This is a genomic window from Escherichia sp. WS33 (genome assembly GCF_046486385.1).
GTDB lineage: Bacteria > Pseudomonadota > Gammaproteobacteria > Enterobacterales > Enterobacteriaceae > ECMA0423.
Genome location: NZ_JBJQLJ010000008.1, coordinates 90,825 through 106,775 on the forward strand (window position 1 = coordinate 90,825; position 15,951 = coordinate 106,775).

Below are 15,951 nucleotides of genomic sequence, written 5' to 3' on the forward strand. Positions count from 1 at the left end.
AGCGTTAGTGAAATTGCAAAGGAGCAACAATGAAAATTTCCCGCCTTGGAGAAGCGCCCGATTACCGCTTCTCGCTGGCTAATGAGCGTACTTTTCTGGCGTGGATCCGTACCGCACTAGGATTTCTGGCGGCGGGGGTTGGGCTTGATCAACTTGCGCCAGATTTCGCCACGCCCGTCATTCGCGAACTGCTGGCGTTGTTGTTGTGTCTGTTTTCCGGCGGGTTAGCGATGTATGGCTACTTGCGCTGGTTACGCAATGAAAAAGCGATGCGTCTGAAAGAGGACCTGCCTTACACCAACAGCTTATTAATCATCAGTTTAATATTGATGGTCGTGGCGGTGATCGTTATGGGACTGGTGTTGTATGCCGGATAGCCGCAAAGCCAGACGCATTGCCGACCCAGGACTGCAGCCGGAGCGTACATCACTGGCGTGGTTTCGTACCATGCTGGGCTACGGCGCGTTGATGGCGTTGGCTATCAAACACAACTGGCACCAGGCGGGCATGTTATTCTGGATTTCGATTGGCATCCTCGCCATCGTGGCGCTGATCCTCTGGCACTACACTCGTAATCGCAATTTAATGGATGTCACGAATAGCGATTTTTCCCAATTTCACGTAGTCCGTGACAAATTTTTGATCTCCCTCGCGGTGTTATCTCTCGCAATACTGTTTGCTGTAACGCATATACATCAACTTATCGTATTTATTGAGAGAGTCGCATGACAGGAAGTCAGGTCATTGATGCTGAAGAGGACAGGCATAAGCTGGTTGTAGAGTATAAGGATGCTCTGCAACCTGCCGATTTTTATCACAATTTCAAACAACGGGGCATCCGCTCCGTACAGCTCATTCCCCATCTTGAATTTGATGACCGGGGCGATCTGACGGCCGCTTCGGTGACAGCAGAGCTGTGGGGGAAATTTTTAATTGCCCTGTTCGAGTGTTGGGTGCGGGCAGATATCAGTCGTATATCGATTGAGCTTTTTGACGCTACCCTACAAAAATGGTGTGGCAGCGAAAACCCGCAACTGCGCCGTGACTGCCAGGCGTGCGACTGGCATCGGCTGTGTCCGCACGCTCGGGAGGAGACGCCAGACAGCGTGCTATGTGCGGGCTATCAGGCGTTTTATTCTTACTCCGCACCGCATATGCGGGTAATGCGTGATCTGATAAAGCAGCATCGTTCTCCCATGGAGCTGATGACGATGCTGCGGTGACGTGCGCTTAAACGGGCTGCCCCTGATGCGACATCCGCGTCGCCAGCGGCAGCCAGCACAGCACGATCAACAATCCCATTAAGGTCATCAATAACCCCAGGCTGCCCTGACCGGTTTGCGGCAACATCGCAGAGAGCGACGCCAGCACGCCGGAACCAATGTTTTGCAGACCGCCGACCAGCGCGCCAGCCGTGCCCGCCAGGAAGGGGAACGGCTCCATCGCGCCGCTGGTCGCCAGCGGAAACAGCATCCCGGCACCGAAAAAGAACAGCGCGGCGGGAACGAGCAGCGTCCAGACATTCATCACGCCAAACCAGTCTGGGATCCACATCAGCAAGCCAGCCAGCAGGCAGCAGATAACCGACTGCCACATTAACGTGGAGAAGCGTTTATTGGGACGTCCGGCAAACCATGCGCCAAAAAACGCTGCCGGAATCGGCAGAATAAACAAAATACTGACCGTCATACTGCTCAGCCCTAACACCGCGCCCATCAGCACGCCGGAGCAGGCTTCAAAGGCGGCAATCCCGGCCAGACCGCCAATCAGCATCAGCAAATAACAGTTAAAACCGCTGTTACCGAAAAGCGTTTTATAACTGGTAAGCAGGCGCGTGCGCGGTGCATCGACCGGACGCGTTTCCGGCATCCAGCGGGCCATACTGAAGGTCACACCAGCACAAAGAACCAACAAAAAGAGATAACAGGCGCGCCAGTTCCACATCGTATCCAGCAGACCGCCGATTAGCGGTGCGAGCAACGGACTGACGAGAATCCCCATGTTTAACAGGCTGTTAGCATGGCGCAACTGTGTCCGTTCATATAAATCTCGCGGCAAAGTACGCGCCATTACGCCGCCAACGCCGGTGCCCATCCCCTGCATCGCGCTGGCGGCAATCAACACCGTCAAACTGGAGGTCGTGACCGCGACCAGCGTTGCCAGCATAAAAATGGACATTCCGACGAGGATCACCGGTCGGCGGCCCACGCGGTCGGAAATCGGGCCATAAAACAGCTGTGAGACACCGTAAGTCAGCAGATAAGCGCCCATTACGCTCTGCACCGCCCCTTCACGGACGTTGAGATCGCGCGCCATATCGGCAATAGCTGGAATATAAATGGTTTGCGCCATCTGACCGACGGCCACGAGTAATACCAACATCAATAACAAATTGACGTTTCTTTGCCTTTTCATTATCACGGATGCTTTTATAAAAATAATTAGAATAAGTCACTACGCATTCCCATAAATGCGGGAGAGGAATCTATCACATTGATGAATGTTAGCCAGATATACGCCAGGAATGGGGAATTGTTTAGCGGCAGAATATGTAAACAAAAGCGGCAATAAATGTTGCCGGGAGGGATTACGTGCGAACTGTAACCCTCTCCCCAAAGGGGCGAGGGGGAAACCACCGTTCCCTTTCAGAAAATGAGCTAAACATTGCACGGGACGGTCCCCTCGCCCCTTTGGGGAGAGGGCTAGGGTGAGGGGCACAGGCAGCGCAGGTGCAAACATTCTGCTGGTAGAAGAAGCCCCCAACTCCAACCCGCACGCTAAATATAAAAGGGGAGCGGTTACCCGCTCCCCTTTGGTGCGACTTGAATCTGAATTACTTCAGGTATTTCAGAACAGCATCAAGCAGTTGCAGTGCTGCAACAATGAGTTTGAGGATAAGAATGGCGATATCCACCAGGCTCATACGCGTCTCCTGTGGTTCAGGAGCACTGCCAGCTGACGTACCTTTCCGCTGCCTGTTGCCAGCTGTTGTGCACGCGGTATCTTAAGGAGAAACGTTGTGCTTGTTGACATAACACAGTGTGCTCACGCGGGGTTAAGGCGCTGACGGCACCACCCGTTTCAGCCAGGACTTAGTGCGCCGGGTAACGATGCGGCCCCCGCATAACACATTGCGTACAGTGATATTATAGAAGTTTACTGTATAAATAAACAGTAATATTTGGACAAAACGCAAACTGTGATCGATACTCAACTATGCCCTAAATACGTCAAAATTCGTGCCGAAATTGCGCGTTCTGCGCGGAACACGTATACTTTCAGTGTTGACATAATACAGTGTGCTTTGCGGTTACCAGCCGCAGGCGGCTGATGAAACCTCGCTCCGGCGGGGTTTTTTGTTATCTGCAATTCAGTACAAAACGTGATCAGCCCCTCAATTTTCCCTTGCTGAAAAATTTTCCATTGTCTCCCCTGTAAAGCTGTGCTTGTATAAATATTGTTAAACACAAAACCAACAAGGTCCCCAATGACTACTTCCATGTTCAACGCAAAACTACTACCAACTGCGCTATCCGCCGCAGTGGTCGTCGTGCGTGTGGTGGTGGTCGTCGGCAATGCGCCGTAGGGACTGGAACAACACACGATTCCAAAACCCCGCCGGCGCAAACCGGGCGGGGTTTTTCGTTTAAGCACCTCCCGGAAAGTCGGCCCAGAAGAAAAGGACTGGAGCATGGCAAGTTCGGGCACAACATCGACGCGTAAGCGCTTTACCGGCGCAGAATTTATCGTTCATTTCCTGGAACAGCAGGGCATTAAGATTGTGACGGGCATTCCGGGCGGTTCTATCCTGCCTGTTTACGATGCCTTAAGCCAAAGCACGCAAATCCGCCATATTCTGGCCCGTCATGAACAGGGCGCGGGATTTATCGCTCAGGGGATGGCGCGCACCGACGGTAAACCGGCGGTCTGTATGGCCTGTAGCGGACCGGGTGCGACTAACCTGGTGACCGCCATTGCCGATGCGCGGCTGGACTCCATCCCGCTGATTTGCATCACCGGTCAGGTTCCCGCCTCGATGATCGGCACCGACGCCTTCCAGGAAGTGGACACCTACGGCATCTCTATCCCCATCACCAAACACAACTATCTGGTCAGACATATCGAAGAACTCCCGCAGGTCATGAGCGATGCCTTCCGCATTGCGCAATCAGGCCGCCCAGGCCCGGTGTGGATAGACATTCCTAAGGATGTGCAAACGGCAGTTTTTGAGATTGAAACACAGCCCGCTATGGCAGAAAAAGCCGCCGCCCCCGCCTTTAGCGAAGAAAGCATTCGTGACGCAGCGGCGATGATTAACGCTGCCAAACGCCCGGTGCTTTATCTGGGCGGCGGTGTGATCAATGCGCCCGCACGGGTGCGTGAACTGGCGGAGAAAGCGCAACTGCCTACCACCATGACTTTAATGGCGCTGGGCATGTTGCCAAAAGCGCATCCGTTGTCGCTGGGTATGCTGGGGATGCACGGCGTGCGCAGCACCAACTATATTTTGCAGGAGGCGGATTTGTTGATAGTGCTCGGTGCGCGTTTTGATGACCGGGCGATTGGCAAAACCGAGCAGTTCTGTCCGAATGCCAAAATTATTCATGTCGATATCGATCGCGCAGAGCTGGGTAAAATCAAGCAGCCGCATGTGGCGATTCAGGCGGATGTTGATGACGTGCTGGCGCAATTGATCCCGCAGGTGGAAGCGCAACCGCGTGCAGAGTGGCACCAGTTGGTAGCGGATTTGCAGCGCGAATTCCCGTGTCCAATCCCGAAAGCGTGCGATCCATTAAGCCATTACGGCCTGATCAACGCCGTTGCCGCCTGTGTCGATGACAATGCGATTATCACCACCGATGTGGGTCAGCATCAGATGTGGACCGCGCAAGCTTATCCGCTCAATCGCCCACGCCAGTGGCTGACCTCCGGTGGGCTGGGCACGATGGGTTTTGGCCTGCCTGCGGCGATTGGCGCGGCGCTGGCGAACCCGGATCGCAAAGTGTTGTGTTTCTCCGGCGACGGCAGCCTGATGATGAATATTCAGGAGATGGCGACCGCCAGTGAAAATCAGCTGGATGTCAAAATCATTCTGATGAACAACGAAGCGCTGGGGCTGGTGCATCAGCAACAGAGTCTGTTCTACGAGCAAGGCGTTTTTGCCGCCACCTATCCGGGAAAAATCAACTTTATGCAGATTGCCGCCGGATTCGGCCTCGAAACCTGTGATTTGAATAACGAAGCCGATCCGCAGGCTGCATTGCAGGAAATCATCAATCGCCCTGGCCCGGCGCTGATCCATGTGCGCATTGATGCCGAAGAAAAAGTTTACCCGATGGTGCCGCCAGGTGCGGCGAATACTGAAATGGTGGGGGAATAAGCCATGCAAAACACAACTCATGACAACGTGATTCTGGAGCTCACCGTTCGCAACCATCCGGGCGTAATGACCCACGTTTGTGGCCTTTTTGCCCGCCGCGCTTTTAACGTTGAAGGCATTCTTTGTCTGCCGATTCAGGACAGCGACAAAAGCCATATCTGGCTACTGGTCAATGACGACCAGCGTCTGGAGCAGATGATAAGCCAAATCGATAAGCTGGAAGATGTGGTGAAAGTGCAGCGTAATCAGTCCGATCCGACTATGTTTAACAAGATTGCGGTGTTTTTTCAGTAACCGCTCAAGGCTTGAACAACATCGCGCTTATCGTTAAGGTAAGCGCGTTTTTTTTTACCCGCCAGGACAAGACCATGATCACCGTTGCCCTTATAGACGATCACCTCATCGTCCGCTCCGGCTTTGCGCAGCTGCTGGGGCTGGAACCTGATTTGCAGGTAGTTGCCGAGTTTGGTTCGGGGCGCGAGGCGCTGGCGGGGCTGCCGGGGCGCGGTGTGCAGGTGTGTATTTGCGATATCTCCATGCCCGATATCTCCGGTCTGGAACTGCTAAGCCAGCTGCCGAAAGGTATGGCGACAATAATGCTCTCTGTTCATGACAGTCCGGCGCTGGTTGAGCAGGCGCTTAACGCGGGGGCACGCGGCTTTCTCTCCAAACGCTGTAGCCCTGACGAACTGATTGCGGCGGTGCATACGGTTGCCACGGGCGGCTGTTATCTGACGCCGGATATTGCCATTAAACTGGCATCCGGTCGTCAGGACCCGCTAACCAAACGCGAACGGCAGGTGGCGGAAAAACTGGCGCAAGGAATGGCGGTGAAAGAGATTGCTGCCGAACTGGGCTTGTCGCCGAAAACGGTGCACGTCCATCGCGCCAACCTGATGGAAAAACTGGGTGTCAGTAACGACGTAGAGCTGGCGCGCCGCATGTTTGATGGCTGGTGATGAAGACGTTGTTCTCCCGCTTAATTACCGTTATTGCCTGCTTTTTTATCTTCTCTGCCGCATGGTTTTGCCTGTGGAGTATCAGCCTGCACCTGGTTGAGCGCCCTGATATGGCGGTGCTGTTATTTCCGTTTGGTCTGCGTCTGGGGCTAATGCTGCAATGCCCGCGCGGATACTGGCCGGTGCTGCTGGGCGCGGAGTGGCTGCTGATTTACTGGCTAACGCAGGCGGTCGGTTTAACCCATTTTCCGTTATTGATGATCGGTAGTTTACTGACGTTACTGCCCGTGGCGCTGATCTCGCGCTATCGCCATCAGCGTGACTGGCGCACCTTGCTGTTACAGGGTGCGGCGTTAACGGCGGCGGCGTTGTTGCAGTCGCTGCCCTGGCTTTGGCACGGCAAAGAGTCGTGGAATGCGCTGTTGCTGACTTTAACTGGCGGCCTGACGCTGGCCCCGATATGTCTGGTGTTCTGGCACTATCTCGCCAATAACACCTGGCTGCCGCTCGGCCCGTCACTGGTTTCTCAGCCGATCAACTGGCGCGGGCGACATCTGGTCTGGTACTTGCTGCTGTTTGTTATCAGTCTCTGGCTCCAGTTGGGATTGCCGGACGAACTGTCGCGCTTTACGCCATTTTGTCTGGCGCTGCCGATTATCGCGCTGGCCTGGCACTATGGTTGGCAAGGGGCGCTGATTGCGACGTTGATGAACGCCATCGCGCTGATCGCCAGTCAAACCTGGCGCGATCATCCGGTGGATTTATTGCTCTCGCTGCTGGTGCAAAGTCTGACAGGGTTGTTGCTTGGCGCTGGCATCCAGCGGTTGCGTGAACTTAACCAGTCGCTGCAAAAGGAACTGGCGCGCAATCAGCATCTGGCTGAACGGTTGCTGGAAACCGAAGAGAGCGTGCGCCGTGATGTGGCGCGTGAGCTGCATGATGATATCGGTCAGACCATCACAGCCATTCGTACTCAGGCGGGCATTGTTCAGCGGCTGGCGGCAGATAACGCCAGCGTGAAGCAGAGCGGGCAGCTCATCGAACAACTATCGCTGGGCGTTTACGACGCGGTGCGCCGTTTGTTGGGTCGGTTACGTCCGCGCCAGTTGGATGATCTCACCCTGGAGCAGGCCATCCGCTCACTGATGCGGGAAATGGAGCTGGAAGGGCGCGGTATTGTCAGCCATCTCGAATGGCGAATCGATGAATCAGCGTTAAGCGAAAACCAGCGCGTGACGCTGTTTCGTGTCTGCCAGGAAGGGCTGAACAACATTGTGAAACATGCTGATGCCAGCGCGGTCACCCTGCAAGGCTGGCAGCAGGATGAACGGTTGATGCTGGTTATTGAAGACGATGGCAGCGGTTTGCCGCCGGGTTCCGGGCAACAAGGTTTTGGCCTCACCGGAATGCGCGAGCGCGTAACGGCGCTGGGTGGCACATTACACATTTCCTGTCTGCACGGCACGCGTGTCAGCGTTTCTCTACCTCAACGCTATGTCTAAGGTTTGATGATGTTGCCGTTTCTGAAAGCGCCTGCCGATGCGCCATTAATGACTGATAAATATGAAATTGATGCCCGCTATCGCTACTGGCGTCGGCATATTCTGCTGACCATCTGGCTGGGTTACGCGCTGTTTTACTTCACGCGGAAAAGTTTTAACGCCGCGGTACCAGAAATCCTTGCTAACGGCGTGCTCAGCCGTAGCGATATCGGCCTGTTAGCGACCCTGTTTTACATTACTTACGGCGTGTCGAAGTTTGTCTCCGGCATTGTCAGCGATCGCTCAAATGCCCGTTATTTTATGGGGATAGGGCTTATCGCCACGGGCATCATGAACATTCTGTTTGGCTTCTCGACGTCGCTATGGGCGTTTGCCGTGCTCTGGGTGCTGAACGCCTTTTTCCAGGGCTGGGGTTCACCGGTGTGTGCGCGTCTGTTAACGGCCTGGTATTCACGTACCGAGCGCGGCGGTTGGTGGGCATTATGGAACACGGCGCATAACGTCGGCGGCGCACTCATTCCCATTGTGATGGCAGCGAGTGCGCTGCATTACGGCTGGCGTGCCGGGATGATGATTGCTGGTTGTATGGCGATAGTCGTGGGGATTTTTCTCTGCTGGCGGCTACGCGATCGCCCGCAGGCGTTAGGTTTACCGGCGGTCGGTGAATGGCGGCACGACGCGCTGGAAATTGCTCAACAACAAGAAGGGGCAGGGTTGACGCGTAAAGAGATCCTGACCAAATATGTGTTGCTGAATCCGTATATCTGGCTGCTTTCGTTTTGCTATGTGCTGGTCTATGTGGTCCGGGCGGCGATCAACGACTGGGGCAATTTGTATATGTCCGAGACACTGGGCGTCGATCTGGTCACGGCGAATACGGCAGTGACGATGTTTGAACTGGGCGGATTTATCGGTGCGCTGGTAGCCGGTTGGGGCTCGGACAAATTGTTTAACGGCAACCGTGGGCCGATGAATTTGATTTTCGCCGCCGGAATTTTGCTTTCAGTCGGCTCGCTGTGGCTGATGCCATTTGCCAGCTACGTGATGCAGGCAACCTGCTTCTTCACCATTGGTTTTTTTGTCTTTGGCCCGCAGATGTTAATCGGCATGGCGGCGGCAGAGTGTTCCCACAAAGAGGCGGCAGGGGCGGCGACGGGGTTTGTCGGCTTGTTTGCTTATCTGGGGGCGTCGCTTGCTGGTTGGCCGCTGGCGAAAGTACTCGATACCTGGCACTGGAGCGGATTTTTTGTGGTTATCTCTATCGCCGCCGGGATTTCCGCACTGCTGTTACTGCCCTTTTTGAACGCCCAGGCACCGCGCGAAGCGTGATGCATCTCACCTTTTCACTTCATATCCGGCAAAACTAAGAAATTTTCCAGGTTTTGCCTGGACGCTATCTCAGGCCTGATTTGCTGCTGATTTTTACAATGCATGCCTCACGCAGGTATTCATTTCAGGAGTAACCCATGCTGGCTTTCTTAAACCAGGTTCGCAAGCCGACCCTGGACCTTCCGCTCGAAGTGCGGCGCAAAATGTGGTTCAAACCGTTCATGCAATCCTACCTGGTGGTCTTTATCGGCTACCTGACGATGTACCTGATTCGCAAGAACTTTAACATCGCGCAGAACGACATGATCTCGACCTACGGGTTGAGCATGACGCAGCTGGGGATGATCGGCCTGGGTTTCTCCATCACTTATGGCGTGGGTAAAACGCTGGTTTCCTACTACGCCGACGGCAAAAACACCAAACAATTCCTGCCGTTCATGCTGATCCTGTCTGCCATTTGTATGCTGGGCTTCAGTGCCAGTATGGGCAGCGGCTCGGTTAGCCTGTTCCTGATGATTGCCTTCTACGCCTTAAGCGGCTTTTTCCAGAGTACCGGCGGTTCGTGCAGTTACTCCACCATCACCAAATGGACACCGCGTCGTAAGCGCGGGACCTTCCTCGGTTTCTGGAACATTTCCCATAACCTTGGCGGCGCGGGTGCGGCTGGTGTGGCGCTGTTCGGCGCAAATTACCTGTTCGACGGCCACGTGATCGGCATGTTTATCTTCCCGTCGATTATCGCGTTGATTGTCGGTTTTATCGGCCTGCGTTACGGCAGCGACTCCCCGGAATCTTATGGCCTCGGCAAAGCGGAAGAGCTGTTCGGCGAGGAGATCAGCGAAGAGGACAAAGAGACAGAATCTACCGATATGACCAAGTGGCAGATCTTTGTTGAGTATGTGCTGAAAAACAAAGTGATCTGGCTGCTGTGCTTCGCCAACATTTTCCTCTATGTGGTGCGTATTGGTATCGACCAGTGGTCAACCGTGTACGCGTTCCAGGAACTGAAACTCTCTAAAGCGGTGGCGATTCAGGGCTTTACGCTGTTTGAAGCTGGTGCGCTGGTCGGTACGCTGCTGTGGGGCTGGCTCTCTGACCTGGCGAACGGTCGCCGTGGCCTGGTGGCCTGCATCGCGCTGGCGCTGATTATCGCCACGCTCGGTGTGTATCAACATGCCAGCAACGAATATATCTATCTGGCTTCTCTCTTTGCGTTGGGTTTCCTGGTCTTTGGCCCGCAATTGTTGATTGGTGTGGCTGCTGTTGGCTTTGTACCTAAAAAAGCGATTGGCGCTGCCGATGGTATTAAAGGCACCTTTGCTTACCTGATTGGTGACAGCTTTGCCAAGTTAGGTCTGGGAATGATTGCCGATGGGACGCCGGTATTCGGCCTTACCGGCTGGGCAGGCACCTTCGCCGCACTTGATATCGCCGCGATTGGTTGTATCTGCCTGATGGCGATAGTGGCGGTGATGGAAGAACGCAAAATCCGCCGCGAGAAAAAAATTCAGCAGTTGACAGTGGCATAAACGTAACTGGTGACTTTTGCCCGGCATGACGCCGGGCTTTTTTATTATTCCGTGACTTCCAGCGTAGTGAAGGCAAACTTCTCGCCATCAAATAGCCCCTGACTGGTTAGTTTTAGCGCGGGGATCACTGGCAGAGAAAGAAACGCCATCTGAATAAACGGCTCATCGGGTAACGGACCGCATTCACGGGCGGCGGCTTTCAAGGCGTCAATTTGTTCCGCCAGCAACTGCGCCGTGTCGGTGCTCATCAGGCCGGCAATGGGCAACGGCAGATGACTTTGGACCTGGCCGTTACGTACCACGCACAGCCCGCCGCCATCCTGAATCACCTGATTGACCGCCAGCGCCATCTCTTCGGCACTGCGACCGATCACCACAATATTATGGCTGTCATGGCTGACCGTCGCAGCCAGCGCACCTTCATTCAGTCCAAAGCCGCCAAGCAAACCACAAGCCGGAGCCAGCCGTTGCCCGTAACGCTCAAGTACGGCAATAAAGCTCACATCATCGCGATCAAAACCATTTTCGCTGTAGACGCTGGAGTGGGAGTGCGTAATCAATTCGTTATGGATGACGTCAATGACCCGATAGCGTTTTCCGGGCGTAAATTGCAGGGCAAAGTCGCTGGCGGAAACTGGCTGGCGGGCAATGGTGTTGCCATATGGCGGAGCGGATTGTGCCAGTCTCGCCGACTCTTCCGCCTGTAAGGTTTGCGCATCAATCGGCTCGCCTTTCACCAGTACCTGCTGCACCGTGACCTTACGCGCATCGCTCAACAGGACGATATCGGCCTGCTTGCCGGGTGCCAGTAAGCCGAGGTGATTCAGACCAAAGTGGCGCGCCGTCGACCAGCTGGCGACGCGATATGCCACATGCAGCGGCACATTGTGTTGTTCGATCAGGCGGCGAATTAAGGCATCGATGTGTCCTTCATGGGCGATCTCCCACGGGTTACGGTCATCGGTACAGAGCATGCATTGCGGGCTGTTAAATTCGTTGATCAACGGTGCCAGCGCGTTGAGATTGCGGGCAGCGGACCCTTCGCGGATCATCAACGACATGCCGAGTTGTAATTTCCGGCGTCCTTCTTCCAGCTGATAACTTTCGTGGCAGTTTTCAATACCCGCAGTAATATAGGCGTTAAGTTCTTTACCACCCAAACCCGGGCAGTGACCGTCCAGCGTCAGGTGGCGAAATGCATCCAGTTTATCGAGCAGCGCATTCTGCCCGCTAATTACGCCAGGGTAGTCCATCATTTCTGCAAGGCCGGTAACCTGCGGATGGTCCCGCCAGGCGAGCATCTGTTCAAGGGTAAAACTGGCACCGTTAACATCGCAGCCTTCCAGGGCGGGTACGCAAGAGCTGACCTGTAAGTACTGGTTTTGCCTTGCCTGTTCGGCACAGCGGGCAAACCAGGCGAATCCGGCTTCTCCCATCACGTTGACGATTTCATGAGGGTCGCAAATAACGGTCGTCAGGCCGCGCGGCAGGGTAGCGGTTTCAAAAGTGACCGGCGTCATCATGCTGGATTCAATATGCAGGTGAGCATCAATAAACCCTGGCACCGCCGTTGCGCCGCGAGCATCAATCCGCTGCAAAGCCGGAGCATCAGCGTATTCTGCGCCAACACCGGCAATGTAACGTCCTTTAATCACAATTGGGCCGGAAATTTCTCCGCCATTGATCAGGTCGAGAATAGAGACATTATCAATAATATAATCGGCAACAGCGTCGCCACGGGAAACGGCTAACAATTCCTGGTATTCAGCCCGGCTAATGTGATGAAATTTATGGTTAATAGAATTATTCATATTTTTCTCATTTTGATTTTATCAATTTGATTATTATTTATCATAAAGAAACGTCGCGAGATTATTAAAGAATATCCATTAATGTGCAATTGAAATGTGATAATTATCACTGAACCGTTGTTGTCATTTGTTTTACAAAAGCAAGGGATTAAATCTCCTCCAATGGACAAAAAAATGAATAATGACAATACCGATTACGTGAGTAATGAATCAGGGACGCTTTCGCGATTATTTAAACTACCTCAGCATGGGACCACCGTCCGCACAGAATTGATTGCGGGGATGACCACTTTTTTAACCATGGTGTACATCGTTTTTGTGAACCCGCAAATCCTCGGCGCGGCACAAATGGACCCGAAAGTGGTGTTTGTTACCACCTGTTTGATTGCCGGTATCGGCAGTATTGCGATGGGGATATTTGCTAACTTACCCGTGGCGCTGGCTCCGGCAATGGGGCTGAACGCCTTCTTTGCCTTCGTGGTCGTGGGGGCGATGGGCATCTCCTGGCAGACCGGGATGGGCGCAATATTCTGGGGCGCAGTTGGACTATTTTTGCTCACGCTGTTTCGTATCCGGTACTGGATGATCTCCAACATTCCCTTAAGTTTACGTATTGGTATCACCAGCGGAATTGGATTATTTATCGCCTTAATGGGATTAAAAAATACTGGCGTTATTGTCGCCAATAAAGACACGCTGGTGATGATTGGCGATTTAAGTTCTCACGGCGTGTTGTTAGGTATTTTAGGGTTTTTTATTATAACCGTGTTGTCATCACGTCATTTTCATGCCGCGGTGCTGGTTTCTATTGTGGTGACGTCTTGCTGTGGATTATTTTTCGGTGATGTTCATTTTAGCGGCGTCTATTCCATTCCGCCTGATATTAGCGGCGTCATTGGTGAAGTAGATTTGAGCGGCGCGTTAACACTTGAACTCGCCGGTATCATTTTCTCCTTTATGCTAATCAACCTATTTGATTCATCAGGAACATTAATTGGTGTAACTGATAAAGCGGGCTTAATAGATAGTAACGGTAAATTCCCCAATATGAATAAGGCGCTGTATGTTGATAGCGTCAGTTCGGTGGCGGGGGCGTTTATCGGCACCTCGTCTGTTACTGCCTATATTGAAAGTACTTCTGGTGTGGCAGTCGGTGGTCGCACGGGGCTGACTGCGGTTGTGGTTGGCGTTATGTTCCTGTTAGTTATGTTCTTCTCACCGCTGGTGGCGATGGTTCCTCCTTACGCAACCGCCGGAGCGTTAATCTTTGTTGGCGTGCTGATGACTTCGAGCCTGGCGCGCGTTAACTGGGATGATTTTACCGAATCGGTGCCTGCGTTTATTACCACGGTGATGATGCCCTTTACTTTCTCGATCACCGAAGGGATTGCACTCGGCTTTATGTCGTACTGCATCATGAAAGTATGCACCGGGCGCTGGCGCGATCTGAACCTGTGTGTGGTGGTGGTCGCAGCTCTGTTTGCACTGAAGATTATTCTGGTGGATTAGTAACTGGCGAGGGTTTCCAGATATCATGAGTTCTGATTACGCAGGAGAACTCATGATCTGGATAATGCTCGCCACGCTGGCGGTAGTGTTTGTGGTTGGTTTTCGGGTGCTGACATCCGGGGCCAGAAAAGCGATTCGCCGTCTCAGCGATCGGCTGAACATCGATGTCGTACCCGTGGAGTCGATGGTCGATCAAGTGGGAAAGTCAGCTGGTGACGAATTTTTACGTTATTTGCATCGTCCGGATGAGTCGCACCTGCAAAACGCCGCGCAGGTGTTGCTCATCTGGCAAATTGTCATTGTCGATGGTAGCGAACAGAACCTGCTGCAATGGCATCGGATTTTACAAAAAGCTCGCCTCGCCGCGCCGATTACCGACGCTCAGGTCAGGCTGGCGCTAGGTTTTCTGCGCGAAACCGAACCTGAAATGCAGGATATTAATGCTTTTCAGATGCGCTATAACGCGTTCTTTCAGCCTGCCGAGGGCGTTCACTGGTTGCATTGAAACCGTTTCGTCTTATCAGCCTACAGACCGCGCCTGACCTGTCGGGTGGATAAGACGTTCACGCCGCATCCGGTAATCTTTGCCCTGTTCCGTTTCGATCTTAACTCCAGCTCAAGCAACACCGTAAAAGTTGCAAAAACGTTAAATGCGTCACACATTTCAATGTTAAAGTGGTCGGCTTTTCCCCTGAAACATGCCACGGGTAACACCATGAGTGAATTTATTGCCGAAAACCGCGGCGCGGATGCCATCACCCGACCGAACTGGTCAGCCGTTTTCTCGGTGGCGTTTTGTGTCGCCTGTCTGATTATCGTTGAGTTTTTGCCCGTCAGTTTGTTGACGCCAATGGCCCAGGATTTAGGCATTTCGGAAGGGGTTGCCGGGCAATCGGTGACCGTGACCGCCTTTGTGGCAATGTTTGCCAGTTTGTTTATTACCCAGACAATTCAGGCTACTGACCGCCGCTACGTTGTTATTTTGTTTGCCGTTTTGCTGACGCTCTCCTGCTTGCTGGTTTCCTTTGCTAACTCATTCAGTTTGCTTTTAATCGGTCGTGCCTGTCTGGGGCTGGCGCTGGGCGGGTTCTGGGCGATGTCGGCGTCGCTGACCATGCGTCTGGTGCCGCCGCGTACGGTGCCGAAGGCACTGTCGGTGATCTTCGGCGCGGTTTCTATTGCGCTGGTGATTGCCGCGCCGTTGGGCAGTTTTTTAGGCGAGCTTATCGGTTGGCGCAATGTCTTTAATGCGGCGGCGGTGATGGGCGTGCTGTGTATTTTCTGGATTATCAAATCATTGCCTTCACTGCCAGGCGAACCCTCGCATCAGAAACAAAATACTTTCCGCTTATTACAACGTCCGGGTGTGATGGCAGGGATGATCGCCATCTTCATGTCTTTCGCCGGGCAGTTTGCTTTCTTCACGTATATTCGCCCGGTGTATATGAACCTGGCGGGATTCGGCGTGGATGGCTTAACGCTGGTGCTGTTGAGTTTTGGTATCGCCAGCTTTATTGGTACGTCGCTTTCGTCGTTCATTCTTAAACGTTCGGTAAAACTGGCCTTAGCAGGCGCGCCGTTAATACTGGCTGTGAGTGCGTTGGTGCTGACGTTGTGGGGAAGCGATAAAATCGTTGCTACCGGCGTGGCGATTATCTGGGGGCTAACTTTTGCATTGGTTCCCGTCGGCTGGTCAACGTGGATCACCCGCTCGCTGGCCGATCAGGCAGAAAAAGCCGGGTCTATTCAGGTGGCGGTTATTCAGCTTGCTAATACCTGTGGCGCGGCAATCGGCGGTTATGCGCTGGATAATATTGGTCTGACTTCGCCGTTGATGTTGTCCGGCACATTGATGTTGCTGACTGCATTGTTGGTTACTGCAAAGGTGAAAATGAAGAAATCCTGATATCAGGTAAAGAAGCGTTGGTCAGT

Annotated in this window: 17 protein-coding genes; 14 read left to right on the forward strand and 3 right to left on the reverse strand. The window is 53.4% G+C overall.

Annotated elements, in window-relative coordinates:
• The first annotated feature begins 29 nt into the window (after positions 1-29).
• The 3 genes from ACJHXA_RS09155 to ACJHXA_RS09165 are packed head-to-tail and all read left to right on the forward strand — an operon-like array spanning position 30 to position 1,223.
• Positions 30-377, forward strand: a complete 348-nt coding sequence (locus tag ACJHXA_RS09155; RefSeq protein ID WP_000703959.1) for a YidH family protein — start codon at positions 30-32, stop codon at positions 375-377.
• Positions 367-729 (forward strand): DUF202 domain-containing protein, encoded by a 363-nt coding sequence (locus ACJHXA_RS09160; protein ID WP_001113432.1) that lies wholly within the window; start codon positions 367-369, stop codon positions 727-729. The genes ACJHXA_RS09155 and ACJHXA_RS09160 overlap by 11 nt, the downstream gene beginning before the upstream one ends.
• Positions 726-1,223: a radical SAM protein gene (locus ACJHXA_RS09165; protein ID WP_000148039.1), complete on the forward strand. Its 498-nt coding sequence runs from the start codon at positions 726-728 to the stop codon at positions 1,221-1,223. Before ACJHXA_RS09160 ends, ACJHXA_RS09165 begins: the two co-directional genes overlap by 4 nt.
• Positions 1,224-1,230: 7 nt before the next feature.
• On the opposite strand, the gene emrD is transcribed toward ACJHXA_RS09165, so the two are convergent.
• Positions 1,231-2,415, reverse strand: a complete 1,185-nt coding sequence (gene emrD / locus ACJHXA_RS09170) for a multidrug efflux MFS transporter EmrD (RefSeq protein ID WP_000828746.1) — start codon at positions 2,413-2,415, stop codon at positions 1,231-1,233.
• 81 nt (positions 2,416-2,496) lie between these two features.
• Here emrD and ysdE point away from each other — a divergent pair, with 81 nt between their 5' ends.
• Positions 2,497-2,571: a protein YsdE gene (gene ysdE / locus ACJHXA_RS09175; RefSeq protein WP_211180519.1), complete on the forward strand. Its 75-nt coding sequence runs from the start codon at positions 2,497-2,499 to the stop codon at positions 2,569-2,571.
• A gap of 262 nt (positions 2,572-2,833) precedes the next feature.
• On the opposite strand, the gene tisB is transcribed toward ysdE, so the two are convergent.
• The gene (tisB, locus tag ACJHXA_RS09180) at positions 2,834-2,923 is read right to left on the reverse strand and encodes a type I toxin-antitoxin system toxin TisB (protein ID WP_000060506.1); all 90 of its coding nucleotides are present in this window, start codon (positions 2,921-2,923) and stop codon (positions 2,834-2,836) included.
• 564 nt (positions 2,924-3,487) lie between these two features.
• Between tisB and ivbL the strand changes: the two genes are divergently transcribed.
• The 7 genes from ivbL (at position 3,488) to uhpT (ending at position 10,699) form a co-directional block, all read left to right on the forward strand.
• Entirely contained in the window at positions 3,488-3,586 is a 99-nt protein-coding gene (gene ivbL, locus ACJHXA_RS09185; RefSeq protein ID WP_001315912.1) for an ilvB operon leader peptide IvbL, read from the forward strand.
• Positions 3,587-3,691: 105 nt separating this feature from the next.
• Positions 3,692-5,380, forward strand: a complete 1,689-nt coding sequence (gene ilvB / locus ACJHXA_RS09190; protein ID WP_000168480.1) for an acetolactate synthase large subunit — start codon at positions 3,692-3,694, stop codon at positions 5,378-5,380.
• Positions 5,381-5,383: 3 nt separating this feature from the next.
• A complete protein-coding gene (gene ilvN, locus ACJHXA_RS09195) occupies positions 5,384-5,674 on the forward strand; it encodes an acetolactate synthase small subunit (RefSeq protein ID WP_001181706.1) in 291 nt (96 codons plus the stop codon).
• Positions 5,675-5,748: 74 nt separating this feature from the next.
• Positions 5,749-6,339 carry a transcriptional regulator UhpA gene (gene uhpA, locus ACJHXA_RS09200; protein WP_000633668.1) on the forward strand — a complete coding sequence of 197 codons (591 nt, stop codon included), beginning with the start codon at positions 5,749-5,751 and terminating at the stop codon, positions 6,337-6,339.
• Positions 6,339-7,841: a signal transduction histidine-protein kinase/phosphatase UhpB gene (uhpB, locus tag ACJHXA_RS09205; protein ID WP_001295243.1), complete on the forward strand. Its 1,503-nt coding sequence runs from the start codon at positions 6,339-6,341 to the stop codon at positions 7,839-7,841. Before uhpA ends, uhpB begins: the two co-directional genes overlap by 1 nt.
• A gap of 9 nt (positions 7,842-7,850) precedes the next feature.
• Positions 7,851-9,170 (forward strand): MFS transporter family glucose-6-phosphate receptor UhpC, encoded by a 1,320-nt coding sequence (uhpC, locus tag ACJHXA_RS09210; protein ID WP_001296914.1) that lies wholly within the window; start codon positions 7,851-7,853, stop codon positions 9,168-9,170.
• Positions 9,171-9,307: 137 nt separating this feature from the next.
• Positions 9,308-10,699 (forward strand): hexose-6-phosphate:phosphate antiporter, encoded by a 1,392-nt coding sequence (uhpT, locus tag ACJHXA_RS09215; RefSeq protein ID WP_000879194.1) that lies wholly within the window; start codon positions 9,308-9,310, stop codon positions 10,697-10,699.
• A gap of 44 nt (positions 10,700-10,743) precedes the next feature.
• On the opposite strand, the gene adeD is transcribed toward uhpT, so the two are convergent.
• Positions 10,744-12,510 (reverse strand): adenine deaminase, encoded by a 1,767-nt coding sequence (gene adeD / locus ACJHXA_RS09220; RefSeq protein ID WP_001065694.1) that lies wholly within the window; start codon positions 12,508-12,510, stop codon positions 10,744-10,746.
• 174 nt (positions 12,511-12,684) lie between these two features.
• Between adeD and adeQ the strand changes: the two genes are divergently transcribed.
• The 3 genes from adeQ to nepI all read left to right on the forward strand — a co-directional run bounded on the left by adeQ (position 12,685) and on the right by nepI (position 15,925).
• A complete protein-coding gene (adeQ, locus tag ACJHXA_RS09225) occupies positions 12,685-14,019 on the forward strand; it encodes an adenine permease AdeQ (protein WP_001349999.1) in 1,335 nt (444 codons plus the stop codon).
• Positions 14,020-14,071: 52 nt separating this feature from the next.
• Positions 14,072-14,524 carry a DUF1198 domain-containing protein gene (locus ACJHXA_RS09230; protein ID WP_001533764.1) on the forward strand — a complete coding sequence of 151 codons (453 nt, stop codon included), beginning with the start codon at positions 14,072-14,074 and terminating at the stop codon, positions 14,522-14,524.
• 210 nt (positions 14,525-14,734) lie between these two features.
• Positions 14,735-15,925, forward strand: coding sequence for a purine ribonucleoside efflux pump NepI (gene nepI, locus ACJHXA_RS09235; protein WP_001288549.1), 1,191 nt, complete (start codon positions 14,735-14,737; stop codon positions 15,923-15,925).
• Positions 15,926-15,951: the final 26 nt, after the last annotated feature.